Annotated in this window: 18 protein-coding genes; 8 read left to right on the top strand and 10 right to left on the bottom strand. The window is 65.6% G+C overall.

The window, feature by feature from the left end:
* Positions 1-10 precede the first annotated feature (10 nt).
* Together purF and QXZ94_RS07210 are read left to right on the top strand one after the other, a co-directional pair.
* Complete coding sequence (gene purF, locus QXZ94_RS07215) at positions 11-1,507, top strand: amidophosphoribosyltransferase (protein ID WP_315719842.1); 1,497 nt, start codon at positions 11-13, stop codon at positions 1,505-1,507.
* 325 nt (positions 1,508-1,832) lie between these two features.
* Positions 1,833-2,576, top strand: coding sequence for an SDR family NAD(P)-dependent oxidoreductase (locus QXZ94_RS07210; protein WP_315719841.1), 744 nt, complete (start codon positions 1,833-1,835; stop codon positions 2,574-2,576).
* A gap of 311 nt (positions 2,577-2,887) precedes the next feature.
* Here QXZ94_RS07210 and QXZ94_RS07205 read toward each other — a convergent pair whose 3' ends face one another.
* The 3 genes from QXZ94_RS07205 to QXZ94_RS07195 are packed head-to-tail and all read right to left on the bottom strand — an operon-like array spanning position 2,888 to position 5,318.
* The gene (locus tag QXZ94_RS07205) at positions 2,888-3,196 is read right to left on the bottom strand and encodes a hypothetical protein (protein ID WP_315719840.1); all 309 of its coding nucleotides are present in this window, start codon (positions 3,194-3,196) and stop codon (positions 2,888-2,890) included.
* Positions 3,193-4,431, bottom strand: coding sequence for a patatin-like phospholipase family protein (locus QXZ94_RS07200; RefSeq protein ID WP_315719839.1), 1,239 nt, complete (start codon positions 4,429-4,431; stop codon positions 3,193-3,195). Before QXZ94_RS07200 ends, QXZ94_RS07205 begins: the two co-directional genes overlap by 4 nt.
* Positions 4,428-5,318 carry a DUF3313 family protein gene (locus tag QXZ94_RS07195; protein WP_315719838.1) on the bottom strand — a complete coding sequence of 297 codons (891 nt, stop codon included), beginning with the start codon at positions 5,316-5,318 and terminating at the stop codon, positions 4,428-4,430. The genes QXZ94_RS07200 and QXZ94_RS07195 overlap by 4 nt, the downstream gene beginning before the upstream one ends.
* Before the next feature lie 178 nt (positions 5,319-5,496).
* On the opposite strand from QXZ94_RS07195, the gene QXZ94_RS07190 reads away from it, so the two are divergent.
* The 3 genes from QXZ94_RS07190 to QXZ94_RS07180 all read left to right on the top strand — a co-directional run bounded on the left by QXZ94_RS07190 (position 5,497) and on the right by QXZ94_RS07180 (position 8,718).
* Positions 5,497-6,117, top strand: coding sequence for a TetR/AcrR family transcriptional regulator (locus QXZ94_RS07190; RefSeq protein ID WP_315719837.1), 621 nt, complete (start codon positions 5,497-5,499; stop codon positions 6,115-6,117).
* Positions 6,118-6,210: 93 nt separating this feature from the next.
* On the top strand, positions 6,211-7,347 hold the full coding sequence (locus QXZ94_RS07185; RefSeq protein ID WP_315719836.1) for a hypothetical protein: 1,137 nt from the start codon (positions 6,211-6,213) through the stop codon (positions 7,345-7,347).
* Between the two features lie 144 nt (positions 7,348-7,491).
* Positions 7,492-8,718 carry an ABC transporter substrate-binding protein gene (locus tag QXZ94_RS07180; protein ID WP_315719835.1) on the top strand — a complete coding sequence of 409 codons (1,227 nt, stop codon included), beginning with the start codon at positions 7,492-7,494 and terminating at the stop codon, positions 8,716-8,718.
* Between the two features lie 112 nt (positions 8,719-8,830).
* Here QXZ94_RS07180 and QXZ94_RS07175 read toward each other — a convergent pair whose 3' ends face one another.
* Positions 8,831-10,093 (bottom strand): TCR/Tet family MFS transporter, encoded by a 1,263-nt coding sequence (locus QXZ94_RS07175; RefSeq protein WP_315719834.1) that lies wholly within the window; start codon positions 10,091-10,093, stop codon positions 8,831-8,833.
* Between the two features lie 299 nt (positions 10,094-10,392).
* Between QXZ94_RS07175 and QXZ94_RS07170 the strand changes: the two genes are divergently transcribed.
* The gene (locus QXZ94_RS07170; RefSeq protein WP_315719833.1) at positions 10,393-12,840 is read left to right on the top strand and encodes a hypothetical protein; all 2,448 of its coding nucleotides are present in this window, start codon (positions 10,393-10,395) and stop codon (positions 12,838-12,840) included.
* Positions 12,841-12,927: 87 nt separating this feature from the next.
* Here the strand turns inward: QXZ94_RS07170 and QXZ94_RS07165 are convergent, their stop codons facing one another.
* A complete protein-coding gene (locus tag QXZ94_RS07165) occupies positions 12,928-13,299 on the bottom strand; it encodes a c-type cytochrome (RefSeq protein ID WP_315719832.1) in 372 nt (123 codons plus the stop codon).
* Between the two features lie 218 nt (positions 13,300-13,517).
* Between QXZ94_RS07165 and QXZ94_RS07160 the strand changes: the two genes are divergently transcribed.
* Together QXZ94_RS07160 and QXZ94_RS07155 are read left to right on the top strand one after the other, a co-directional pair.
* Positions 13,518-14,690: an FIST N-terminal domain-containing protein gene (locus QXZ94_RS07160; RefSeq protein WP_315719831.1), complete on the top strand. Its 1,173-nt coding sequence runs from the start codon at positions 13,518-13,520 to the stop codon at positions 14,688-14,690.
* The gene (locus QXZ94_RS07155; RefSeq protein WP_315719830.1) at positions 14,687-16,039 is read left to right on the top strand and encodes an ATP-binding protein; all 1,353 of its coding nucleotides are present in this window, start codon (positions 14,687-14,689) and stop codon (positions 16,037-16,039) included. The genes QXZ94_RS07160 and QXZ94_RS07155 overlap by 4 nt, the downstream gene beginning before the upstream one ends.
* Here the strand turns inward: QXZ94_RS07155 and QXZ94_RS07150 are convergent.
* From QXZ94_RS07150 to QXZ94_RS07130, 5 genes are all read right to left on the bottom strand, one after another.
* On the bottom strand, positions 15,993-16,715 hold the full coding sequence (locus QXZ94_RS07150) for a response regulator transcription factor (RefSeq protein WP_315719829.1): 723 nt from the start codon (positions 16,713-16,715) through the stop codon (positions 15,993-15,995). The genes QXZ94_RS07155 and QXZ94_RS07150 overlap by 47 nt on opposite strands.
* Positions 16,716-16,956: 241 nt before the next feature.
* Positions 16,957-17,643: a response regulator transcription factor gene (locus QXZ94_RS07145; protein WP_315719828.1), complete on the bottom strand. Its 687-nt coding sequence runs from the start codon at positions 17,641-17,643 to the stop codon at positions 16,957-16,959.
* Between the two features lie 72 nt (positions 17,644-17,715).
* Positions 17,716-18,846 carry a c-type cytochrome gene (locus QXZ94_RS07140; RefSeq protein ID WP_409998736.1) on the bottom strand — a complete coding sequence of 377 codons (1,131 nt, stop codon included), beginning with the start codon at positions 18,844-18,846 and terminating at the stop codon, positions 17,716-17,718.
* A gap of 230 nt (positions 18,847-19,076) precedes the next feature.
* Positions 19,077-20,768, bottom strand: coding sequence for a PQQ-dependent methanol/ethanol family dehydrogenase (locus QXZ94_RS07135; protein WP_409998501.1), 1,692 nt, complete (start codon positions 20,766-20,768; stop codon positions 19,077-19,079).
* 1,117 nt (positions 20,769-21,885) lie between these two features.
* Positions 21,886-25,629 carry an autotransporter domain-containing protein gene (locus QXZ94_RS07130; protein WP_315719825.1) on the bottom strand — a complete coding sequence of 1,248 codons (3,744 nt, stop codon included), beginning with the start codon at positions 25,627-25,629 and terminating at the stop codon, positions 21,886-21,888.
* Positions 25,630-25,764 lie beyond the last annotated feature (135 nt).

Here is a 25,764-nt window from a genome sequence, read left to right as displayed (position 1 = left end):
CGAAGCCCAAATGGATACCTGCGCGGATCTGGACTTCGGACCTCAAGCCTACACGAGAGACCCAGACCTGGACGGAGACACGCTGCGCGAAGAGTGCGGCGTGTTCGGCATTTATGGGCACAACGACGCCGCCGCGATCACCGCGCTCGGCCTGCATGCGCTCCAGCATCGCGGCCAGGAAGCCGCCGGCATCGTCTCCTATGACGGCGCCCGCTTCCACAGCGAGCGCCGCCTCGGCCTGGTCGGCGACACCTTCTCCCGCCGCGAGGTGATCGAGCGACTGCCCGGCAATGCCGCGATCGGCCATGTCCGCTACGCCACGACCGGCGCGACCATCCTGCGCAACGTGCAGCCGCTGTTCGCCGAGCTCGGCGCCGGCGGCTTCGCCGTCGGCCACAACGGCAACCTCACCAACGGCCTCACGCTCCGCCGCGAGCTGGTGCGCGCCGGCGCCATCATGCAGTCGACCACCGACACCGAGGTGATCCTGCATCTGGTCGCGCATTCCCGCCGCAGCAATTTCATCGACCGCTTCATCGAGGCTTTGCGCGCGCTCGAAGGCGCCTACTCGCTGGTCTGCATGACCAACAAGAAGCTGATCGGCGCCCGCGATCCCCTCGGCATCCGCCCGCTGGTCTATGGCGAGCTCGAAGGCTGCCCGATCCTGGCCTCGGAGACCTGCGCGCTCGACATGATCGGCGCCCGCTACATCCGCGACATCGAGCCGGGTGAGGTCGTGATCTTCGACGAGACCGGCATGCACAGCCACAAGCCGTTCCCGCCGAAGCCGGCGCGTCCCTGCGTGTTCGAATACATCTACTTCGCGCGCCCCGACTCCGTGGTCGGCGGCCGCTCGGTCTATGAGGTGCGCAAGGCGTTCGGCGCGCAGCTGGCGCGCGAGAGCCACCCCGAGGTGGACGTGGTCGTGCCCGTGCCGGATTCAGGCGTGCCGGCGGCGATCGGCTACAGCCAGTATTCCGGCGTGCCGTTCGAGCTCGGCATCATCCGCAACCACTATGTCGGCCGCACCTTCATCCAGCCGACCCAGGCGATCCGCGAATCCGGCGTGCGCATGAAGCACTCGGCCAACCGCGCCGCCATCGAAGGCAAGCGCATCATCCTGATCGACGATTCGCTGGTGCGCGGCACCACCTCGCGCAAGATCGTGCGCATGATGCGCGACGCCGGCGCCACCGAGGTGCATTTCCGCCTGGCCTCGCCGCCGATCCTCTACCCCGACTATTACGGCATCGACCTGCCGGACCGCGGCGGCCTGCTGGCGGCGACGCATTCGCTCGAGCAGATGCGCGAGCTGATCGGCGCCGATTCGCTGGCCTTCCTGTCGATCGACGGCATGTACCGCGCCATGGGCGAGCCGGCCCGCGACCCCGCCGCGCCGAAATACGCCGACCACTGCTTCACCGGCAGCTATCCGACCCACCTCACCGACCAGTCGCTGGTCGAGCCGTCCCAGCAGCAGCTGTCGCTGCTGGCGGAAGCGAGCTGAGGTGGTATGACGTCGTAAGCAGCGAGGTCGTTACCGCACGGCCTCCTGACCAAACGACGTCATTCCGGGGCGATGCGCAGCATCGAACCCGGAATCTCGAAGTTGTCTTGCGCGACTCACCTCTAGATTCCGGGTTCGAGGCCTGCGGCCTCGCCCCGGAATGACGGCGGTGTGGTGAACCGTCGTCGCGGCGAAAGCCGGGACTTATAGCCACCGACCGTCGTTTGGCAGGCAGGACTAGCCACGGCCGGCCAACTCCCTCATAACCGCCGCGGAGTATGGATCCCCGCTTTCGCGGGGATGACGACAATTGAGACCTGCGGCCATGACCCTTCCCCTCGCCGATCGGATTGCCCTCGTCACCGGCGCCTCGCGCGGCATTGGCCATGCGACCGCCCGCGCGCTCGCCCGCGCCGGTGCGCATGTCGTGGCCGTGGCCCGTACGCAAGGCGGGCTGGAGGAGCTCGACGACGAGATCCGCAAAGAAACCGGCAACGGCGCCACTTTGGTGCCGCTCAGCATGACCGATAGCGACGGCATCGCCCGGCTCGGCGCCGCGCTGCATGAGCGCCACGGCAAGCTCGATATCCTCGTCGGCAATGCCGCCGTGCCCGGCCCGTCCTCGCCGCTCGGCCATATCGATTTGAAGCCGTGGAACGACGTGGTCGCGGTCAACCTCTCGGCCAATTTCCAGCTGATCCGCTGCATGGAGCCGCTGCTGAAGGCCTCCGACGCCGGCCGCGCCGTGTTCCTCACCTCGGGCGCCGCGCACAAGGCGCAGGCCTATCTCGGCCCCTACGCCGTCACCAAGGCCGCGCTGGAGACCCTGGCGCGCGTCTGGGCCCACGAGACCGAGCGCACGCCGCTGCGCGTCAACCTGTTCAGCCCCGGCCCGATCCGCACCCGCATGCGCGCCACGGTGTTTCCCGGCGAGGACCCGATGACGCTGGAGACGCCCGAGCAGGTCGCCGAGTTCATCCTGCCGATGTGCCTGCCGTCGTGGACCGAGACCGGCAAGCTCTACGAGTACAAGACCCGCACGCTGAAGAGTTTTCAGCCGCCGGCGTAAGTGGCCGGGAGAATCCCGTCTGCCGGCCTCACCGCGCAACGATGACGTCGTCTCGGACCTCATCGATCCATGCCCGGCCATGAGCGACACCCCCAGCTGTCGTCCCGGCCACCGAGCCGGGACCCATAGCCACGGGCGGTCATATTGCGCGAGATCGCAACTCCGACTGTCTTCCCCAACACACATCACGCGGTATGGGTCCCGGCGTTCGCCGGGACGACGGCGGAGGATGTCGCCGGAACCGAGACTCTCAGTTCGCCAACTCTCAACACCGCATGAGTGAAGCGAGCTGTAGCCGATTGGCATTGGAGCTATTTCGGAGCGGCACTCGTCGCTGCAGGCTTTGGCGTCGTGGCCTTCACCGCTGCCGGCACCTGGCGATCGCGCACGGCCGCCAATTCCTTGCGGAGCTTCTCCTGCTGCTCCGTGGTGAGCACCGGACGCTGATCATCATGGGGCACGTCGTTGACGGGGAGATAGTTGTACGTGCTGCCGTACTGAGCGCTGTCGGCTGTCGGCGTCGTTCCAGTCGTCGTGCAGCCGCCGAGCAGCAGCAGCATCAACAGCGTCGTCGCGAGCGCTGTTCGCCCCATCGAAGGCAAGCCCGTATGCGACGTCATCGGGCCAACGCCATCGTGGGCGCCGAACTCTGCGCCGTGATGCCATGCTCATTGGACTGCAGGCCCGGCAGAGCCTTCACCCACGGATAGCCGCTCCGGCCCATGTCGCGGCCACGATCGAACAAGGCAGTCATGTAGGTGCGGTCGAATGGCCCGTCGGCCTTGACCTGGAAATCCGAGGGCACGCTGGCGAGGTTGAAGTCGATGCCGTTGAACTTCGCGACCGAGTAGATCCGGTAGATGTCGCCGATGCCCTGGTTCTTGATCAGCGTGGCGAGCGAGCGCTGCGTCACCGAGAGCACGTCGGCGCCGACGCTCTCGAATTGCGGATCGATGCGGGCATTGCGGATGACGTAGAGATGCGCGCCGTTCACCGTGCGGCGCGGGCCGCGGCCGGAGACGAGGCGCAGCACCGAGGGGCCGATGAAGACCTGGCGGGTGACACCACCATCGACATGCAGCTCGTCATAGTCCTTGTCGCCGATCCGAACCTTGATGCGGACCGGCGCGAAGGCGCCGGGCACCGTCGCCGAGGCCAGCAACACCTTGCGGAACAGCTCGATCGCCTCCGGCGTGTCGGCCGCGGCGATGCGGCCCATGTCCCACAGCACCGGCCGCTGCGCATCAAGATTGGTGGTGCCGACAAGCAGCACCCTGCCCTTGCGGCTCTCGCGGGCGACGTCGCGCAGGAAGTCGCGATCGACATATTTCTCGATCAGCCGCGACAGCGGCGTGTTGTCGGCCAGCGCCGATCCCTGCAGCAGGCCGGGAATGTTGGAGGTGAAGATGTCCTTGCGTTCATAGGCGGTGAACACCTCCTGCAGCCGGTCGTCATGCGCGCGGCCGAGAAAGACGAACGGCGCGATCAGCGCGCCGGAGCTGACGCCGGTGACCATGTCGAAGTTCGGCCGGTCGCCGGCCTCGCTCCAGCCGACCAGCAGCCCGGCGCCGAACGCGCCGTTCTCTGCGCCGCCGGAGATCGCCAGAAAATTCAGCGAACGCTGGGCGGGAAGCATGGCCGAGGCGCGCTGCACGGAGGCTTCGGCAAAGCGCGGCGCCGGCTCGTCGCCCCAATAGCGCACGTCGCGAAAACCGACCGGCTCGGCGCTAGCGGCCGCGAGCTCGGGCGCCGCATTGCGCGGCATGATCGCGGCGCAGGCCGCCAGCGGCAGCGCGACGGCGAGCGTCAGCAGCACACGCGAAACGACGGTGCGGACATCAACGGCCGGGGTCATCGCGCGGGCTGCTGCTCCATGCTCGCGACCATCGGCGGCGGCGGTTGCGCAGTAGAGCTCGCCTCCTCGGCGCCCTTGTCGGTCCAGCCCGGCGGCAGGCCGAGACCGGCGCCGACAAACCCCTTCACGCCGGGAAAGCGCCCGAACTGCTCGCACGCGGCATATTTCGGCGCGCCGCCCAGCTTGGCCGGCAGGCTCGACGCCGACGGCAGCGACGGCAGGCCGCCGAACGGCGACTCGCCGGTCGACACCAGCTTGGCGAAATCGGCACCGAACTCGGACGCGAGATCGTAGGCATCGCCGTCATTGGCCATGCGGGCCGTCGAGACCGAACTGGCGCCGCGCGCCCACACCATCGCTGCGGCCTGGAAACCGGCGAAGTTGCGCGCATCGGCCTCGACCGACAAGGTTCCCAGCCCGATCGGCAGCCGCGGCACCGGCACCGGCACGCCCGGAAGCGCCACGCTCTTGGCGACCGAGGCCGCCTGCGAGGCCGCGGATGCGGTCGCGTTGGTGGCGGTCGCATGAGTCACGGTCGCCCTCACCGTCAGGTCGGAATCCTCTCCCGGCGAGACGATGCGGAAGCGCTCGCTCAAGCGCAGGCACATTTCGCGGCTGATCACATTGGCCACCAGCTTGCGCTCGGATTCGTCCAGGGTGACGCCGGGACGCGGCGGAAATGCGGTCGGCTCGATCCGGACGGTCTTCGCTTCGATCAACTCTTGCTTGTTGGCCTTGATCTGAGCCCGGGTCACGAGACCGTTGGCGTCAGCGAGCCGGTCGTAATTCCGCAGCGAACCGGCGCGTTCCAGCGGTGCGGTCGCGCAACCCGACTGCGCCAAGGCCACCGAGAGAAGCGCCGTCCACTGCAGCGAGGCGACACGCATGACGCGGGAATTCCATTGATAGAGAACTTACTCTATTTATTCTCACAAGCGTCGGCGCTTGTCCAACAAAGCTAGATCAAATTCTCTAGATTACAGCGGCGAGAAATATTATTTTATATTACAATGAGTTGTCGGGAGCCCGCGATTTTGGCGAGAGTTGGGCGGCGGAATTGAAGCGATGCGGAAGGTCGATCCGGTCAAGCATGAGCAGAAGCGCCGGGGCATTCTCCAGGCGGCGCTGTCGTGCTTCGTCAGGAGCGGGTTTCACGGCGCCAGCACCACCGACATCTGCGCTGCCGCCAAGATCAGCCCGGGCCACCTCTATCACTACTTCCCGAGCAAGGAGGCCATGATCCAGGCGCTGGTTGAGATGAACCTCGGCCATGCCGCGGCGCGGCTCCAGGCCGTGCTGGCAGCGCCCAATGTGATCGACGCGCTGGTGCAGGAACTCGAAAACACCAGCCTCCACCAGCCGCAGGCTCAGGTGCTCAGCACCGAAGCGCTGGCGGAGGCTTGCCGCAATCCCGACTTCGCGGCGATCGTCCACGCCCAGACGCGCGCGATGCGCACGCTCCTGGTCGAGTTCCTCGTCCAGGCGCAGCAGCGTGGCGAGGTCGATGCCCGGCTCGATCCCGAGGCGACCGCCAGTATCCTGCTCGCCATCGTCGACGGCGCCCGCGCTCTGCCCATCCGCAATCCGGCCGTCGATGTCCAGGCGAGCAGCGCGCATCTGCGGATCATGCTGAGACGCTTCCTTGCGCCGCCCGCCGCGACCGGGCACACGGCCGCTCCCACCTGACGCCCGCCGCCACTCCAATTGACACCCTCCCCTGCGCACGATTGACTGCTTGCAACAAAGCGGCCGGTCGCAGCCGATCTCGGGGAGGATGCCATGACGCGAGCACCGCGCAGACGCGCGATCGATCTTGCCCTGATGATGCTTGTCTCGGCGATTGCGGCCACCGTTCTTTTGCTGCCGCGCAGCGTCAGCGCCGCCGACATCCCGACCTTCGCCGTCGAGCCGTCCTGGCCGAAGCAGCTGCCCAACAATTGGATCCTCGGCCAGGTCGGCGGCATCACCGTGGATGGCCAGGGCCACATCTGGGTCATCCAGCGGCCACGCTCGCTGACCGACGACGAAAAGGGCGCAGCGCTGAATCCGCCGCGCTCGAAATGCTGCATTCCGGCGCCACCGGTGCTGGAATTCGACGTCGACGGCAATCTGCTGCGCGCCTGGGGCGGCCCGGGACAGGGCTACGAATGGGTCGGCCGCGAGCACGGCATCGAGGTCGACGAGCGCGGTTTCGTCTGGATCGGCGGCAATGCCGACAACGACAACGCGATCCTGAAGTTCACCGTAGACGGCCAGTTCGTCGCCCAGATCGGGGCGATTGCGCCGAGCAAGGGCTCGAACGACACGACGCAGCTCGGCAAACCGGCGGAGACCGCGATCGACAAGGACGCGAACGAGATCTATGTGGCCGACGGCTACGGCAACCGCCGCGTCATCGTGTTCGATGCGACGACGCTGGCCTACAAGCGGCATTGGGGCGCGTATGGTCGCGCTCCCGACGATGCCAAGCAGCCGCCCTACGATCCCAAGGCGCCGGCGGCGCAGCAGTTCGGCAATCCCGTACACTGCGTGAAGATCGCCGACGACGGCCTCGTCTATGTCTGCGACCGCATCAACGATCGCATCCAGGTGTTCAGGAAGGACGGCACCTTCGTGACGGAATGGTTCTTCGAGAAGAACACGCTGGGCAACGGCGCGGTGTGGGACGTCGCGATCTGGCCCGATCCGAAGCAGACCTATCTGTTGTCCGCAGACGGCGAGAACAACGAGATCCGCATCATCCGCCGCTCCGACGGCAGCGTGGTCGGGAGCTTCGGCCACAATGGCCGCAATGCCGGCCAGTTTCATTGGGTGCATGCGATGGCCGTCGACAAGCAAGGCAACGTTTATACCGCCGAGGTCGACACCGGAAAGCGCATCCAGAAATTCAGGCTGACCTCGGACGCCCTGCGTTAACGCTCACCCCATCAGCACAAAGCTTGGGCGCCCCTCCCCCCTATTGGCGCATTGCCGCAACCCACGAGACCGGCTATCCAGGATGACAGACGGCAAGGGGCGCCCAACAAGCCCCGCCGCGACACGACACCAGGGAGGACTTTGATGACGACGTCTCATGCGCGCCGGATGGCCGCGTTGCTTGCTGCCACCGCGCTCTGCTTTGCCGGCTCCGCCTTCGCCGACGATAAGGTCGTCAAGATCGGCGTGCTCAACGACATGTCGAGCCTCTATGCCGACATCGGCGGTCCGAACTCGGTTGCGGCCGCCAACATGGCGGTCGAAGATTCCGGCCTCAAGGCCAAGGGCTGGACCATCGAGGTCATCAGCGGCGATCACCAGAACAAGCCCGACGTCGGCGTCAACATCGCGCGGCAATGGATCGACACCCAGAAGGTCGACGTGATCATGGACACGCCGAACTCCGGCGTGGCGCTGGCCGTCTCCAATCTGGTCAAGGAGAAGAACTCGATCCTGCTGAACTCGGGCGCAGCGAGCGCCGATCTCACCGGCAAGGCCTGCAACGCCAATACCATCTCCTACACCTACGACACCTACATGCTCGCCAACGGCACCGGCAAGGCGCTGACCAAGGCCGGCGGCGACAGCTGGTTCTTCCTCACCGCAGACTACGCGTTCGGTCATGCGCTGGAGCGCGACACGTCGGCGGTGGTGACCAGCAGCGGCGGCAAGGTATTGGGCGCGGTCAAGCACCCGCTCAACACCGCCGACTTCTCGTCCTTCCTGCTGCAGGCGCAGTCCTCGAAGGCCAAGGTCATCGGCCTTGCCAATGCCGGCGGCGACACCACCAACTCGATCAAGCAGGCCTCCGAATTCGGCATCGTCCAGGGCGGCCAGAAGCTCGCCGCGCTCCTGCTGTTCGTCAACGACGTGCATGCGCTGGGGCTGAAGGTCGCGCAGGGCCTGACGTTCACGGAATCGTTCTACTGGGATCTGAACGACCAGACCCGCGAATGGTCCAAGCGGTTCCAGAAGGTGTCACCGAAGGGCACGATGCCGTCGATGACGGTGGCCGGTGTCTACGCCGGCACGCTGCATTACCTGAAGACGCTGGAGGCGCTCGGCGGCAATCCGCATGACGGCGTCAAGGTGGTGGCCAAGATGAAGGAGATCCCGACCGACGACCCGCTGTTCGGCAAGGGCCCGCTGCGCGCCGACGGCCGCCGCCTGATCCCGGCCTATCTGTTCGAGGTCAAGAAGCCGGACGAGTCCAAATATCCGTGGGACTACTACAAGCTGATCGCCAAGATCGCGCCGGAGGACGCCGCCAAGCCGCTCGAGGCCAGCGAGTGTCCGCTGGTGAAGAAGTAAGGCTGCAGCCCTCGACGGACCCTCATGGTGATGAGGCGCCTCGCGCCGTCTTCCAACCATGAGGCCCCCGATCCCGATCAACCCTCATCCCACACGCATGCAACGCCGCGTGTCAGGATGAGGGTTTTTCGTTGCCCGCACGCAGTGTTTGGATGGCCATCACGAGTGCTCCGATCAGCAGCGCCGCAGCCAGCAGGAACGGCGCGCCCGGCAGATGCATCGGCGCGGCAGCGCCGATGAAATAGGCAAAGGTCAGCGTGAACAGGAACGGGCCGGCAAGCTGGGCCATGCTCTGCACGCTCGACGTCGCGCCCTGCAGCTGACCCTGTTTGTCGGGCGCCACCAGCCGCGTCATCAGCGCCTGGATCGCGGCACCCGACACGCCCCACAGCGCCATCGCGGGAATGCCGAGCCAGCTCAACGTTCCCGTGGGCGCGAGGCCGAAGATTAGAAATCCCACCGCGCCGGCCGATAGTCCCAGCATCAGCGCGCCGCGCTCGCCGAGCGAGCGCACGATCAGCCCGACCGCTCCGCCCTGCACGATCATGGCGCAGACCCCGACGATCGCCAGCGTGAGGCCGACGGTGCGCGTGTCCCAGCCATAGCGATAGGTCGCATACAGAACGAAGGTCGACGGCAGCACGACATGGGCGAGCTGGGTGATGAAGTTGACGGCGGAGAGTCCGGCGAGCGTGCGGTCCGAGCGCAACAATTGCAGCGCGCCGAGCGGGTTGGCGGTTCGCCAGCGGAACGGACTGCGCCGTTCGGGCGAGAGCGATTCCGGCAGCACCAGCAATCCATACAGCGCGTTGGCGAAGCTGAGGCCGGCTGCAGCCCAGAACGGCAGTCGCGGATCGATGTCGCCGAGCAGTCCGCCGGTGGCCGGACCCAGCACGAAGCCGGCGCCGAACGCCGCGCCAATGCGGCCGAAGATCGCCGCGCGGCGCTCCGGCGGCGTCAGGTCGGCGATGTAGGCAAACGCCGTGGAGATGCTGGCCGAGGTGACGCCGGAGATGAGGCGCCCCAGAAAGAGCCAGGCCAGCGAGGGCGCCAGCGCCATCAGCACGTAGTCCGCCGCGAGCCCGAAATTCGACAACAGGATCACCGGCCGCCGCCCGAACCGGTCGGACAGGCTGCCGAGCACCGGCGAGAACACGAACTGCATCAGCGCCCAGGCGGTGCCGAACAGGCCGAAGATGCGCGCCGCCTGCGCGGTGTCGTTGCCGACGAAGCCTTCGATCAGCTTCGGCAGGATCGGCATGATCAGCCCGAGCGCGAGCATGTCGAGCAGGATGGTGACGAAGATGAACGCAACGGCACCGCGGCGTGGCGACTGCGGCATGCCGTCGGATCTGTTGACGTCGCTCTCGACCATGACCTGCCATCGGACAACCGTCCGCGGCAGCCGCGGCACGAGCCGCCGACTTATACACGCGCGGCCCAGGCCGGCAATCCGGAAGCTCAGGAGGCGCGCGACACGGCAAAGCCCGCCACGATCCAGACGAGATCCATCGCGAGGCCCGTCGCAGTATCGATGCTCCCGGCGCAACGGCGACAGGTAGCCATTTGGCTACCTCGACCAGAGATAGCATCCTGCGTCTTAATACCTTCGAGGGTGAATGCTGGTTCGACGAAATCACGCACGCCGGCACATTCGGAGGAAAGGAGACGACCATGTCTGCCATTCTGACAGCCGAGCACAAGACCGTCTGCTCCAGCGTCCTTGATGAATTCATCGCGACCCAGCGCTCCAGGGCCGGGCGAGACCGGAACATCCCGATCCTGCTTGGATTGAATGGCCTCGCAAATCTGCGGGATGGTGCTCTCTACGCCGACACCATCGACCAACGGCAATGGGAGGCGATGTACGGTGAGCTGGCCGTTGCGGCGGAGCAGACCATTCCGCCGCTTTCCGCCATGTTCGACCTCGCCGACTCGCAGCAAGGCGCGGTCGCGATCGGCGTTCTGAACGTGCAATACCAGGCCCCGGACCGCAGGCTGGCGGGGGCGTTGCGCCGGGCCGTCCGCGATCAGGCAGCTCTGGAGTTGCCGCCGGGGACCGACATCTCCGACATGATCGAAACCAGGACCGCGTTTGCCGCCTGTGCGATCCTGCCTCCGGCCTATTGGGGCGTCTCCCGCCAGCAGGAGGTGCACGACGGGCTCGAGGTGCATTTCAAGCTGGACAGGACGCTCTACGTCTCGAACGGCGAATTGCCGGACCGTGTCGAGATCGATTTCGGCGACGGTGGAGGCTTTCGGCCCGCCCTGTTCGACACCGAAAGCATCGTGACGTATGACGAAGCCGGAGAGCAGCGCATCGTGCTGCGAGCATGGTTCGGTGACGAGGCCCGCTGCGCTGCCTTTCGATTCATCGTGGCGGATGCCGCTCGGCACGCGACTCCCCCCGAGCGTGGCGACGGCGCGCCCGTCCCGGCCAGTCGGATTGACGTGAGGGCGAGCATCCCCCACGAGGGCAAGCTCTACCAGGGCGTGATGCACGTCTACTGGGCCTGGAGCAACAGGAGCGGAAAGCTCAGAAAGCCCCTGCTGCTGGCCGAGGGATTTCCGGGCAAGAACGATGCAAACGCCATCTACGATTATTTCAATGGGTTCACGGGGGAGCGCAACAACCCCAATGCCAAGCTTGCGGACGAGTTGCGCGTCGCCGGCTACGATCTCGTCATCCTGATTTTCGACGAACGCGGCTCTCCGATTCAGGGCAACGCGTTCGTCTATCTCGAGGCCCTGTACTGGATCCGTGACAACGGCGCGCAAGGCCGGCCGCGAGTTCATGCCATGGGCGGCAGCATGGGCGGCCTGATCGCCCGCTATGCGCTCGCCTACGCCGAGCAGCAGCGGCTCGACCCCGGCGACGTCGCGGCCCTGACGACATTCGACTCGCCTCATCAGGCGGCCAATGTGCCGCTCGCCGCTCAGATCACGGCGAGGTTCTTCGCTTATCGCCAGCCGGATCCCGACACGCTGCTGAATTATCCTGCGGCCAAGCAGATGCTGATCCATCAGGTCTGGCGCTGGGATGGCGAACGGGAGTCATTGACCAAGCCGGAGTTCAGCAAGTTCTATGCGGAACTGGAGGCGCTCGCATTCCACGGCTATCCGACCCGACCAAAGAAGTATGCCATCTGCAACGGCGCGCTTGATTCACATGTCGTCAGCATTCCGGGCGGCGCCAAGACCCTCTCCGTCGAACGAACGGATTCACCGACCGTCTACAGGGTGGAGCTCTGGGCGACACCGAACAGGGTCTTCAATTCCAAGACCTACTATGCCGAGCTCTACATGTGGGACCAGACGCGCAATGCGCGCGTCTTCTACTCTGTGGACTCCGACGCCCAGGGCTTCTACACGCGCGACGGCTGCGCCGGCGGCCTCGCCAAGAACTTCAAAACGATCTACGACGCATTGATCTGCCCTCAGAGAGCGGCTCTGCACTACGAGGTCAACTGCTTCATCCCGGTTCACAGTGCGCTCGGCGTTCCCCGTCAGGACGCCTACGCGTTCGAGGCGAGAACGGTGCGGCCGGGTGAGACACCGTTCAACAAATGGTACGTCCCCGCCTGGAATCAGCCGCATTGCACGGTCGATGAAGGCATCAAGAGCTGGATTCTGGCCCGGGTCGCGGAGCACGTTCTTCAAGCCGGCGACACGATCGCGTTGAAGGCCTCGAACGGCCTGTATCTCTCGCGCTACTGGGAGAACCGCGACTGCTTGTACGCTTCGAAACCTGCCCACGACTATTTCTGCCTGTTCAAGGTGGTCGCTGCCGACCGGGGCGGGTTCGCGCTGAAGGCCGACAACGGCAACGGCAAATATCTGCGCAAGGGACAAAACAACTACGTGGCCCCCGACGGCGACGCCATTCGGTCGGACTCCACCTTTACACTCGACGAGTTGCCCGGCGGCGAGCATATACGCCTGAAGCTTGAGAGCGGGGGATATCTGCAGTATCGCGGCTCCAGCGAACAGAATCAGATCGGCGTGTCGGCCGATGGCGGCGATGTCACGAACAGGTTCGTCTACGAGCGCGTTGCGCCCTCGCAACAATCCGACGAGACCGAGCAGTCCGGCGACCTCACGATCCATTCAGCCGCCGACTAGGCCCGCGGCGTCCACCATGCGCCGTTGGTGCAGATTCCTGCGACAAGCGCCGTCAGCGCGCGGAAGCCAAAAGCTTCCCTGGCTGCGCTATTTCAGCGTCGACAGATAGGCGACGACGTCGGCTCGCTCCTTCGCGTCCGCCAGTCCTTTGAAATACATCTTGACTCCGTGAACGTCCCCACGCGGATCGGCGATATAGGCGTCCAGAGCCGCTGCGGTCCAGGGCGCATGGTTCCTTTTCATGCTCTCCGAATATGCGTAATCCGGCACGGCGGCTGGCTGCCGGCCAACGATGTTCCAGAGGCTCGGGCCGACCTTGTTGACGCCGATCTCGGCAGAGTGGCAGTTTTGGCAGATGCGCTGGAAGATGCTTTTCCCGGCGGCGGCATCTCCGTCGAGCGCGTGCGCGCTCGGGGCCAGGCCGGCGAGAACGGCGGCAAGAGCGATGCGGCGGAGCATGTGAATCCTTCCCCTCTTTCGCCCCGGAGCGGGCGCGGGCCAGCCCCGCGGCCAGACCATGAGCAGATCCGCACAGATGATCGGACGACTGCCCGATCCAAGTCCTTGTCCTGGATCAAGCCGCGCAGTTGCCGTTGCTGCTCAATTCGCCTAATCTTCTAAAAAAACGAACGATCTGCAACACGATGCTCGAAAGTGTCGTTCAGGGAGGTGCCCCGGTGGGAAACGCCGATCCTCGGCCCGCGCGTCCGTCCGGCGTGATTGCGGCGAAGTCGAAGGCTGCGACGGAGGCCGCTGCGGTGGCCGACATCTGCGGCCAGTTGCCTGCCGACGGCCTGGCCATGGTGCTGATCTTTCTCTCGCCCCATTACGATCCGAACGCGTTCATGTCGGAGATGACGATCCGTCTCGCGGACATCCCCGTGTATGGCTGCACGACGGCGGGAGAGCTGTCGCCCGATGGCTGGGACGACAACAGTGTCGTCGCGCTCGGCTTTGCCGCCGACGATTTCACCGTGTTCGCACAGCCCATCTTCGGGTTGTCCGGCTTTCGCGTCGACGAAGGCCGGCGCCTTGGCCTCCAGTTGAGGCAGAATCTGTCGCAGCATGAAGGCCGCGACGGCGAGAGCGTGTTTGGGCTCGTCCTGATCGATGGCATGTGCCAGCGCGAAGAGGCCATCATGTCGGCGATCTATGCGTCGCTCGACAACATTCCCCTGGTTGGCGGGTCGGCCGGCGATGGTCTGCGCTTCGAGCAGACCTGGGTCTTTCACGACGGCAAAGCTCACACGGACATGGCCGTCCTCATCCTGATCAGGACCTCATTGCCGTTCCGGCTGTTCAAATGCGACAATTTCGAGCCGACCTCGACCAAGATGGTGGTGACGGAAGCCGATCTCGAGCAGCGCATCGTCAAGCAGCTCAACGCCGAGCCGGCGGCGGAGGAATATTGCCGCGCGATCGGGATCGCCGATTCCGAGCTCGACCCGTTCCTGTTTGCGGCCCATCCGGTCCTGGTGCGCGTGGGAGGATCGTATTTCGCGCGCTCGATTCAGCGGGTGAGCCCCGACGGCTCGCTGCGGTTCTTCTGCGCCATCGACGAAGGCATGGTGCTGACGGCGGCAAGGTCGCGCAACTCGGTGGCGGCGGCCCGCGAGATGCTGGCCGAGGTCCGCGACGACATCGGCGAGGTCTCGCTCTTCATCGGCTTCGAATGCATCCTCAGGCGCCTCGACGCCGAGCAGCACCAGTTTGCGCGCGAAATGTCCGAGCTCTACCGCGAGAACCGGATCGTCGGTTTCCATACCTATGGCGAGCAGTACGGCTCGATGCACGTCAATCAGACGCTGACCGGGGTCGCGATCGGCAAGCGTCCGGGAGCGCAGCAATGACCGGCGCCGGGTCTCCGGACGACCTGCAGCGCGAGGCGGCCAAGCTCAGGAAGATCAACGCCGCGCTGATGTCCCGGGTCGAGCGCTCGATGGACCAGCAGTTCAATGCATTCTCGCTGTTCGAAACGGCAATCGCGCTCGATCACCAGGTGCGTGAGCGGACGCGACAGCTGCGCGATGCGCTGCGTTCGATCGAAACGGCGAACAAGGACCTGTTTCGCGCCAAGCAGCAGGCCGAGGCGGCCAGCTCCCTGAAATCCTCGGTTCTCATCTCCGTCACGCATGATCTGCTTCAGCCGCTCAATGCCGCGCGGCTGACGCTGTCGACATTGGCCGACGAGGTCTCGTCCGAGCGTGGCACGGCCATGGTCGGCCAGGTCGACCATTCGCTGGCCACGCTCGAGGATCTGCTGCGATCGCTGCTGGAGATTGCCAAGCTCGATGCCGGCGCCCTGCGCCCCGACATGAGGCCGATACTGCTCGCGAGCCTGTTCGCGCCGCTCGAACGCGAATTCGCTCCGATCGCGGCCAGACGCGGCCTGTCCTTGCGTATTTGTCCCTCCTCGGTCGCGGTGATCTCGGATGCGATGATGCTGCGGCGCATCTTGCAGAATCTCCTCGCGAACGCGCTGCGCTACACGCGACAGGGCGGCGTCGTCATGGGATGTCGGCGAGGACCGGGTGCAGAGCGGGTTCGGATCGAGGTCTACGACACCGGCCCGGGCATTCCCGAGCCGCAGCAGGAGGCGATCTTTCTCGAATTCCAGCGCGGTCAGCCGAGCGCCGAGGACCAGGCCGGCTTCGGGCTCGGCCTGTCGATCGTCCGCCGCTTCGCCAACGCATTGAACCATGAGGTCGGGCTGGCGTCGCGCATGGGCCACGGATCGACGTTCAGGCTCACGCTCGACCCGGCGGATCCGGCCGCCGTACTGCCGGATCCGCATCCTGCCGAGCACGTCGAGCATGATTTTGGCGGGCTCGAAGGCGCAAAGATCCTGCTGATCGAAAACGATCTGGCTACTGCGGATGCCATGGTCAGTCTGCTGGAAAAATGGGGCTGCGACGTCGTGGCCACGGCATCGACGACGGACGCGCTGCTGCGCCTGAGCGCGCTCGGGGCAATCCCCGAGACGATCATCGCGGACCTCCATCTGGAAGGCGACGAGAGCGGGCTTGCCGCGATCCGGGACATCCGGCAATTCCTCGGGCGAGAGGTTGCGGCGATGATCGTGACCGCCGACTATTCCGAAGACGCGGCCAGGGAAGCAAGCCAATACGGCCTCGAGATCCTGACCAAGCCGGTCAGGCCTGCGGAGCTGCGCGCGCTGTTGTCGTTCCTGCTGTCATGAGTTCGTCGGCGCCGCTCGGCCGCGGTCCGCTGATGAGGTTGACGAAGTCGATCTTCTCCATCTCGACGATCGCCTTGGTCCGGCTCATGACGCGGAGCTTGCGCAGGATCTCAGAGACGTGGACCTTCACCGTGGTCTCGCAGATCCCGAGCTCATAGGCGATCTGCTTGTTCTGCAGACCGCAGCGGATCAGATCGAGCACACGCAGCTGCTGCGGCGTCAGTTCGTGGAGACGCTTCAGGAGATCGCGAGCAGGAAGACTGGCGCGGCGCGTGCCGGTGCCGAGCGAGCCGGCTTCGACATGGACGTCGCCTGACAGCACCGCCCTGATCGCATCGGCCAGTTGAAGCTTGGAGGTCGATTTCGAGATGTAGCCGGAGACACCCAGCGCGAGAACATGGGCGACGAGGCCCGGATCCTGATGCGCTGACACGACGAGGATCGGCGTGCGCGGCGCAGCCTTGCGGACGCGAATGACGCCGGAGAGTCCGGTCGTTCCGGGTGTCGAGAGATCGAGCAGGATCAGGTCGAATTTCGCCGGGGATGAAAGAAGATCGACGGCCATGTCGATCGATGTCGCCTCGCGCATCTCGGCATCGGCCAGAGCGGCGCGGATGGCGCTCTCCAGCGCTTCGCGAAACAGCGGATGGTCCTCGATGATCAGCAATCGAGCCACGTGCCTGTCCCCTCCCCGGCCGGACCGGAAATCCAGCTTGGTCATTGTCGCGGACCCGACATTCAAAGCAGTGCGCGCACCGCATCTTCGAGCCGATGTCAGGGCCGGAGCAACAGCGATAGCGCGGAGGTCGATCGCAATCAACGGCCAAGATCAACGCGCAAGATCAACGCCCAAGATCAAAGCCCAAGACGTCGGCGATGTCGCGACGGCCGCGACGTCTTGCGCCGCAGCAATTCCGCTACGGGTTTCTGCGCGAGGCGGTGCGCGGTCCCTGACGGTCGGCCGGCGCGGGCAGCGCGATCTTGCCGATCTCGATGACCGCCTTGTTGCGGCTGAACAGGCGGAGCTTTCGCAGGATCTCGGTGATATGCGCCTTGACGGTCGACTCCGCGAGCTGAAGCTCGCCGGCGATCTGCCGGTTCTGATAGCCACGCCTGATCAGGTCGAGCACGCGAAGCTGCTGCGGGGTCAGCTCCGCGAGCCTCGCCTGCAGCGCGCGCGAGGAGCCGTTGCCCTGTCGCTCCGCCGCGGGCACGAAATCCTTCGGGACCGAGATCGAGCCGCTGAGCACGCGCTCGATCGCCGACGTCAGCTCTCGCTTCGAGGTCGACTTCGGCAGATAGCCGGCGGCGCCGAGCGACAGCGCCTCGCGCACGACGTTCGGGTCTTCCTCACTCGAGACGATGGCGACCGGAAGCCGCGGATGCGTGGCGCGCAGTTGCAGGAACCCCGAGAAGCCCACGGCGTCGGGAAGCGTCAGGTCGAGCAGCGCGAGGTCGATATCGGGTGTTCTTGCGAGGCTGGTGAGCGCATCGGCAATCGACAGCGCCTCGAAGATCTCGGCATCCGGATGCGCCAGGCGCACCGCATTGCCGAGCGCTTCGCGAAACAGCGGATGATCGTCGATGATCAGAAAGCGCGTCATGTCCGACTCTCACTTGCCGCCGGCACGAGCCGGATGATCCCGACAGGCCGGGCCGCCCGATGTCCGCCTCCCTCAGTTGGCCGTTTCGGACGTCTGCACGGTCAGCAGGAATGAATAGATGCTCTCGAACTGGTCGTCGGTAAAGACCTCCTTCCAGGCGGGCATGCCCTTGGAAGGACGGCCTTCATGCACCGTGCTCCAATATTTGTCGCGCATGTCCTCGCCGTAGCGGGTCTGCAATCGCCGCAGGTCGATGCGCCGTTCCGCCTGCACGGCGTCGGGTCCGTGACAATGCGCGCAGGTGCCGTTGAAGATCTCCTTGCCCAGCGTCACCGCCTCGGTCTTCGACTGGCCCGCGGTCGAGTCCGAAACCCTCGTCACGGCGGACTCGGCAACCGGCTGGCGCAGAAGCCGAGCAGGCTCGATCAGCGACGCCAGCCTGATCGGACGCGGCACGGCGCCGAGCCTGATCGACGGCTCGCTCGGCAGCCCGTATTTGACCGCCAGTTCGGCGATCCCGGCTGCGAGCTTCGGCAATGCGGCGTCGATCTGATCGCGCAATTGCGTGGAGCTCTTGGCGAGGCCGATCGCGGCATCCCAAGACAGACCGTCGCCCTCGACCGGCTGGATCCGGAAGCTGCTCTGGTAGGTCGTCTTGTTCAGCCAGCCTGCGACCGGTCCCCAGACGAAGGCGATGTCGACCTTGCCCTTCGCCAGCGCCGCCAAGCCCTCGTCCGGCGTCAGCACCGTCACCTTCTCGATGTCATCAAGCTGGGCCAGCAGGTTCTGCGGCGTGGTCTGATATTGCACGGCGACCCGCTTGCCGCGAAGGTCGTCGATGCCATGGACGACCAACGTCTCGCGGCTGACGAGTGCGTAGGTTTCGGTCGCGATCTTCTTCGAGAAGATCACTGCCGGCCCCATGAAGTCCGCTGACAGCGGCAGGCCGATCATCGCGTCGCACTGCTTGCCGAGCAGCGTCACGCGCACGGTTCGCTTGCCGAAATAGGATTTGTACCAGTCATACGTCACGGGGCGACCGAGCTCGCGTGACAGCGCCTGGCCGACCTCGAGATAGAATCCCGGCTGCGCCGGATTGTCGCTCGAAAACGGAAGATTGGTCGGATCCGCACAGAGCCGCAGCGGCTCCATCTCATGAACCAGGGCTGCGGCCGGCGCGGTCAGCAGGGTGCAGGCCGTCAAGGCGACGAGAGCCGTCGCGCGTGCTGCCGGTTCGGCGGCGGCCCGTCCATTCGAGCCAGTCTGTCGGCGATTCAGGCGCATCCTCGGTCCCTCGATCTTGTTTGTTGTTTGGATGGTACGGCTCGCCCTCGCGAGCGGGCCGTGTTGCTTCGTCCGCTCGACGCGGATTGGCCGAGCGCTGCGCGTGTCCCCGCGGCCGGGGACACGCGCAGCCGTCGCGAACGTTGCGGCTATTGGACCGCGAACACGAACAGGGCGCCGCCTTCAGGAGCTGCGTTCGTCATCTTCTTGCCGATCTCGCCCAGGAACGCCGGGATCGAGGCGGTGCGGCCGACGACGACGGCGACGTACTGCTTGCCGTCGACCGAATAGGTCACCGGACCGGCGCCGATGCCGGAGCCGAGATTCTTCTTCCACAGGATCTTGCCGGTCTTGGCGTCGATGGCGCGGAAGTCGCCGTGCAGGTTGCCGGAGAACACCAGGCCGCCGGCGGTGCTCAGCGTGCCGCCGTTGAACGGAAGGTCTTCCTGAATCGACCAGACCTTCTTGTTGTTCACGGGATCCCAGGCGATGAGCTCACCGAGGAATCCGCCGGGCCCTTCCTTGGTCGGGAATTCCGCGCCGAGATAGAACACGCCGCGCTTGTACGAGACGTCGCTGACCGACCAGTCCATGCAGACGTTGTTCGTCGGGATGTAGACCAGGCCGGTGTCCGGATTGTACGACATCGGCTGCCAGTTCTTGCCGCCGATCAGGTTCGGGCAGACGTCCTTGACGGGATGTCCGGGGCCCGGCCGCTTGTCCGGATCCTCGACCGCGCGCAGCGTGGAGGTGTCCCATTTCTGCGCCCAGTTCGCGAAGACGTACTTCTCGGCCGAGATCACCTTGCCGGTCTCGCGATTGGCCACGAAGAAGAAGCCGTTGCGATCGGCCTTCATCAGCGTGGGAACGGCTGCACCGCCAACCTTGAGGTCGGCGAGAATGGCCTCGTTGACGCCGTCATAGTCCCAGGCATCGGCCGGCGTGGTCTGGATGTGCCACTTGATCTTGCCGGTGTTCGGATCGAGCGCCAGCGTGGACGCCGTATACAGATTTGTCAGCTTGCCGAAATCGCCATTGCCGGTCGAGCGCACGGCGGTGTTCCAGGGACCTGGGTTGCTCGTGCCCCAATAGACCGTGTCGCTCTTCGGATCGTAGGAGCCGACCAGCCAGGCCGCGCCGCCGCCATGCAGGCCGGTGTCGCCCTTCCAGGTCTCGCTGCCGGGCTCGCCGGGCGCGGGCACCGTGTAGGTCTGCCAGACCATCTTGCCGGAGTTGATGTCGTAGGCCTGAAGCGAGCCGCGCACGCCGTACTCGCCGCCGCCGAAGCCGGTGATGACCTTGTCGCGCACGACCAGCGGCGGCGAGGTGATCACCGAGCCCTGCTTGTAGTCGACCACCTTGGACGTCCACAGCTCCTTGCCGGTAGCGGCATCGAGCGCGGTCAGCTTGCCGTCGAGCCGGCCGACGAACAGCTTGCCGTCGGCATAGGAGATGCCGCGGCTGTTCACGTCGCAGCAGGCATATTGCAGCGTGTCGTCCGGAATCTCAGGCTCGTAGGTCCATTTGCGCGCGCCGGTGGCGGCATCCAGCGCATAGACGTATTTCGGTCCCCATGAGGTCGAGACGTAGAGCGTGTTGCCGATCACGATCGGCGAGGCCTCGTTCGAGCGCAGCGAGGCCAGCGAGAACGAATACACCAGCGACAGCTTGCCGGCGTTCTCGGTGGTGATCTCCTTCAGCGGACTGAACCGGGTGTTGCCGTAATCGTGCCCGGCCATCGCCCAGGCGCCCGGCTCGCTGGCAGCCTTCAGCGCCGAGTCGTTGGCGCGGACGCCCAGCGTGCCGGCAACGAGGAACGCAACCGTCGAGATGCCAGCCAAGAATCTCCTGCTCGTGAAGTTCATCAGTTCCCTCCGCTTATGTCTTTGTTGTGGTCGTATGGCGCGTGCGCCAGGCCCGAGATGAGCGGTCGCGCTGCGAGCAACGGGGCGATTACAGCATCAGCTCTGCCCGGCTCTCATAGGCGGAAGGTAGTAGGCGCGCGGGATCGGGGCCGAACGCCGATTATCACGACCGTTCATCGACTTACCGAAATTTCATCACCTGTGTGCGGAAGGATCGTCATTGCCGGGATGAACAGGCGCGCCTCCACTGCGCGGTCTCGTTGCAGCCTGGCGTCCTCGCGGTTGCACACCGAGGGACGCCCTCTCTCGAGATGACGCCTCGAACAAGCCGGGCCGAACGGCGGCATCTTCTGGTTCGGACGCGGCCGCCCGCTGGAATACGCAGGGCTCGGTGCCGGACAGGGAAAGCCGGCGCAAAGCTCGCTTTTGGCCTGCTGACGCCTCGCACTCCGCGGGGTCGCACGAGCTGTGATCAAGCTGATTTGGCCCGTCCAGACCTTCTGAAGAAAATAATCTTGTTGCTATTTTTCCGAATACACGATTGAGTGTCGCCATCCTGGACCCGCCGAGAGGGGCGCTTCGCGATCGTCACGAGACGTGGGGTCTGGGGATGCGGTGGCCGCAGGCGTGCTGCAGCGGGCTCACGGGCTCGCCGACGAACGGCAGGTGTGCGGACGTGAAGACGCGTGGTCCTGGCGCCCCGATGCTGGCGCCAAGTCGTCGGGCGATGATCCCGAGGGCGACGGTGGCTAAAGAGCCGGACACCGGGGAGATCGCGACATAAGCGTGAAAACCATCGCGCGGGGAATGCCGGGATGTCTCGGCTGAACCTGTGGTTCCTGCCGCCTGCATTTTTTTCGCAGGCGGGCCATGGGTGCGGCCAGCGCCCGGCATTCCCCGCGCCCTCTCATTCTCGAGGGCGGAACGAGCGGCACAACTCGGACGCGATCGCGCCGCGGGACCGCAGCCCCTCGCCCGAACGAAGGGCGCGAGGCCGCGACAAACCGCAAACAGATTTGAATTTGGGGAGAGAGGGATGGTGCGCTCGGAGGGCGGTCGCATCTACTGCGATTTCGATGGCTTGCCAAAGTCATCACCACGCATAGCGGACGACGCCTTTGCCGGCATAGCTCTTCGTCACATGGGAGAACTCGCCTTCGAAGGTCGCAGCGGCGGACCAGCCGTTCAGCCATTTCATTTCTGCGGAGGCGGTGGTGAGTGCGGAGTCCGCTGCCGGTCGTGCGCCGCTGACGACAAAGCTCGTGCCGGGCAGCGCCTGGAACGTCGCAGCGACCGAACGGTCCGGATTGAAGTCGTGCGCCCAGGCGGCGCGGCCGCGCAGGGTGAGAACCGCGTTCTGCATGGCAAAGGACTTGTCGGTGCGCAGGCCGAGTTCGCTGCGCGTGGCGGTCACGCTCCTGGCGGCATAAGCCAGCGCGAAGGCGTTGCTCCCGGAGACCACCGTTTCGGCATAGGCCGGCAGGGTGAACGTCGTGAACTGGCCCGCGGCATATGGCGTGAGGCCGAAGCCGCCGGCCCGCGGCGCAACGAGGCGATAGCCGCCCTCGATACGTCCGCTCCAGGCATTGGCACTGAACTCGGCACGCAGGCGATCGACGCCGGCGAGCGTCACGGTGCGATCGGTGGTGACATCCTGCCAGCCATAGGCCAGCGCCGCGGTGATGTAGCTCGGGCCATTGGTGTGCCGGAGATAGGCGCCGGCCTGGAACAGGTCCGAGCGGCCCGTGCCACCGCCAGTCACGGAGAAGCTGGTGCCACCGCCGGCGAGCGCGAAGCCGGCCAGCGTTCGTGGCGAGAAGGCGTACTCGGCGCCGGCGGCGGTGCCGAACAGCCGGCCGGTCACACTGTTCGATCCCTGCGCGGTGCTGCCGTCCGTGGTCTGCGATCCGCCGAAGCCTGCAGCCCACACGTTCCAGCGCTGCTCGAAGGTCTCGGCCGGTGGCACCTTGGCGAGCATCGCATAGGCGTCGCGCCCGGCGCCTGCCGGCCCGTGGTCGGCATAGGCCGGCGGCGCGGATGCCGCCGCTTCGCGGCCCGTGCTGAAGGGATCGGTCAGCAGGCCCATGAACTCGCCCATCGCATGGAACGTGGTCGCTTGCGACCCCGCCGCGGTCTCGCCGGACGCCTGCGTCAGGCCGGCGGCCGTGAGCGAGCCGTAGATCAGCGGGATGCTGCCATTGCCGTTGAAGGAGTTGACGAGAGCGTTGCCGACATTCTGCTGATTGCCGCCCGGTCCGCTGCCCGGCGGCGGGACGAAGCTCAGCGTCAGGTTCAGATAGGCGTGGGTGGCGTCGTAGCTCAGCTCGGTCCGGAAGTTCGACGAGAGGTTGGTATCGACCCGCGGGTTGAACGCGCCGCTGACGCTGCCGGCGGTCAGGATCGTGTACCGCCGGCCGACGTTGCCGCCCGCGAACGCCGCATTGACGGTTGCGCCGCCCAGTGTCGCCGCGCCGGTCACGTTGACGAAAGAGGCCGTCGCCGGATTGACCTCGACGAGATAACGGGCGCCCGACTGGAACGCGAGATTGCCGGAGATCGCGAGCGATGTGCCGGCGGTGCCGTTGCCGCCCAGCAGCGAGCCGCCGCTGTTGATCGCCGTGCCGCCGACCGTTCCCGTGCCCATCAGCGTGCCGTTCGCATCCACCGTCACCCCGATCGAGGTCGCGATCGAGCCGTCCACGCGCAGCACGCCGCGGTCGACGCGTGTCGCACCCGCATAGGTGTTGGCGCCCGTCAGGGTCAGCATGCCCGCGCCGGTCTTGACCAGCGAACCACTGCCGGAGATGACGCCGCTCACCTCGGTCGAAAAATCGTTCGAGCCGACGGTCAGCTCGTTGGCGCCGAGGAGGTAGTTTCCGGCTCCGGCGATCGATCCCGCGCTCAGCCTCTGGAGGCTGCCGGGACCGAGGCTGTCCGAGAAATCAACGATACCTCCGGCGTTGTTGATGAGGGCAGCGTTTCCGGCCGTGCTGGTGTTGTGGAATTGCAGGCTGCCGTTGTTGGTGATGGTGGCGTTGCCCGCCGTGCTGAAATCGAAGAACGACAGAACGCCGGCGTTGGTGATGGCGGCGCTGGCTGCCGTGCCGCTGCCGCGGAAGTCCAGGATGTTGTTGTTGGTGATGGCGGCATGGCCAGCGCTGCTGAAGACTTGCAGACTGCCGGTGTTGGCAATGCTGGCACTGCCCGCCTCGCTCGATTGGAGGAACTGGATGGTGCCGGCATTGGTGATCGTGGCATTGCCCGCCGTGCTGGTGTCAATGAAATCCATGCCGCCAGTGTTGGCGATCGTGGCGTTGCCTGCCGTGCCGGTGCGGGCGAAAAGCAGGTATGAGTTGTTGATGATGATGGCGCTGCCCGCCGTGGCTTCGTCGAAAGTCAGGCCGTAACTCAAACTGCTGTTGATGATGGTGGCGCTGCCGGCCGTGCTGCCATTGATAAACTCGAGGTAGCTGTTGTTGGCGATGGTGGCGTTGCCCGCCGTGCTGGCGTCCTGGAAATGCACGGAGCCATCGTTGGTGATGGTGGCGCTGCCGGCCGTGCTGGTGTCATGAAAACTCAGGACACCGTTGTTGTTGGCGATGGTCGCGCTGCCTGCGGTGCTGGCATTGCGGAAATCGACGTAACCGAAGTTGCTCGTGATCGCCGTACCGCTCATGTCGGCGTTGACGACATTCAGCGTGGACCAATTGCCGACGGTGATCGCCCCCAGAATGGAGCCGACTCGGCTGGCAGTGCCGAGTTGCAACGTGCTGCGACTGTTGGAGGAGGCGCTGGTGATGGTTGTGCCACCGGTATAGGTGTTGGCGCCGGTCAGCGTCAGCGTGCCCGCGCCGGTCTTGTCCAGCCTGCCGCCGATGCCGGAGATCACGCCGCTCACCTCGGTCGAGAGATCGTTCGAGCCGACAATCAATCGATTGGAGCCGAGGATGTAATTGCCGGCCCCCGCGATCGACCCGGCGGTCATCGACGTGTCGACGCCCGAGATATCGACAGTGCCTCCCGCCTGGTTGATGAGGGCGGCATTGCCGCCCGAGCTGACGTCGAGGAATTGCAAAGTGCCGCTGTTGGTGATGGTGGCGCTACCGCCCGTGCTGGCGTCGCGGAAGGTCAAGGTGTCATTGTTGGTGATGGCGGCGCCGCCGGCGGTGCTCGTGCCCAGGAAGTTCAGATAGTGGTTGTTCGAAATATTGGCACTGCCCGCCGTGCTGGCTCCGCTAAAGTCCAGGCCGCCATTGTTGGTGATGGTGGCGCTGCCGGCGGTGCTGCTGCCGTAGAAGAGCAGGACGCTGTTATTGGTGATGGTGGCATTGCCGGCCGTGCTGGTCTCGGCGAAATTCAGGGAGTTGCTGTTGGTGATGGTGGCGCTGCCGCCGGTGCTGCTGTTGCGGAACTCCATGAACCCGCCATTGGCGATGGCGGCGCTGTCGGCAGTGCTGGCGTTGTAGAAAGTCAGGCTGCCGAGGTTGGTGATGCTGGCGCTGCCGCCATTGATGGCGATGCCGGCTCCGGTGAAATCCTGGGTCGTGGAGACCGCGATATCGAACGCGTAATTCGAGGCTGCGGCATTGAACGTCCAGCCGCCGAAGGTCCCGGAAGACCCCAGCGTCAACGCGGTCGTGCTCGAGGCGCCGAACGTGGCCGTGCCGGTCGGCACGCTGCCCGGGGTCCAGTTGTTCGCGTCGTAGAAATCGTTCGACCCCGGAGTGGTCTGCCAGCTCGCGTCCTGCGCCCGTGCCGGCCCAGTCGCCGGGAGCATCCAGACCAGAGCCAGTGCCGACGACGTCAGCAGCGCGCGCCGCAGGCGGAGCGTCGCCACGAAACAATATTTCCCTGTATTCAACGCTTTCCCCTCTCGCTGACCGCGAGTCCGCGAGGGGAGTCATCTCATTGGCCGGGGGTGGTGTCTTGATAAGGGGGCCGGCAGCTTTCTGAAGATTTCTGATATTTGCGT

Source organism: Bradyrhizobium sp. SZCCHNS2022 (assembly GCF_032377575.1).
Lineage (GTDB): Bacteria > Pseudomonadota > Alphaproteobacteria > Rhizobiales > Xanthobacteraceae > Bradyrhizobium > Bradyrhizobium aeschynomenes.
The sequence above is the reverse complement of the archived record's forward strand: the minus strand, read 5'-3'. Positions and strand labels throughout refer to the sequence as shown.

Coding starts and splice junctions, on each gene's coding strand:
- purF (WP_315719842.1), top strand. CDS start 11: ATGGATACCTGCGCGGATCTGGACTTCGGACCTCAAGCCTACACGAGA.
- QXZ94_RS07170 (WP_315719833.1), top strand. CDS start 10,393: ATGTCTGCCATTCTGACAGCCGAGCACAAGACCGTCTGCTCCAGCGTC.
- QXZ94_RS07175 (WP_315719834.1), bottom strand. CDS start 10,093: ATGGTCGAGAGCGACGTCAACAGATCCGACGGCATGCCGCAGTCGCCA.
- QXZ94_RS07200 (WP_315719839.1), bottom strand. CDS start 4,431: ATGACCCCGGCCGTTGATGTCCGCACCGTCGTTTCGCGTGTGCTGCTG.
- QXZ94_RS07185 (WP_315719836.1), top strand. CDS start 6,211: ATGACGCGAGCACCGCGCAGACGCGCGATCGATCTTGCCCTGATGATG.
- QXZ94_RS07165 (WP_315719832.1), bottom strand. CDS start 13,299: ATGCTCCGCCGCATCGCTCTTGCCGCCGTTCTCGCCGGCCTGGCCCCG.
- QXZ94_RS07190 (WP_315719837.1), top strand. CDS start 5,497: ATGCGGAAGGTCGATCCGGTCAAGCATGAGCAGAAGCGCCGGGGCATT.
- QXZ94_RS07195 (WP_315719838.1), bottom strand. CDS start 5,318: ATGCGTGTCGCCTCGCTGCAGTGGACGGCGCTTCTCTCGGTGGCCTTG.
- QXZ94_RS07180 (WP_315719835.1), top strand. CDS start 7,492: ATGACGACGTCTCATGCGCGCCGGATGGCCGCGTTGCTTGCTGCCACC.
- QXZ94_RS07205 (WP_315719840.1), bottom strand. CDS start 3,196: ATGACGTCGCATACGGGCTTGCCTTCGATGGGGCGAACAGCGCTCGCG.
- QXZ94_RS07145 (WP_315719828.1), bottom strand. CDS start 17,643: ATGACGCGCTTTCTGATCATCGACGATCATCCGCTGTTTCGCGAAGCG.
- QXZ94_RS07155 (WP_315719830.1), top strand. CDS start 14,687: ATGACCGGCGCCGGGTCTCCGGACGACCTGCAGCGCGAGGCGGCCAAG.
- QXZ94_RS07210 (WP_315719841.1), top strand. CDS start 1,833: ATGACCCTTCCCCTCGCCGATCGGATTGCCCTCGTCACCGGCGCCTCG.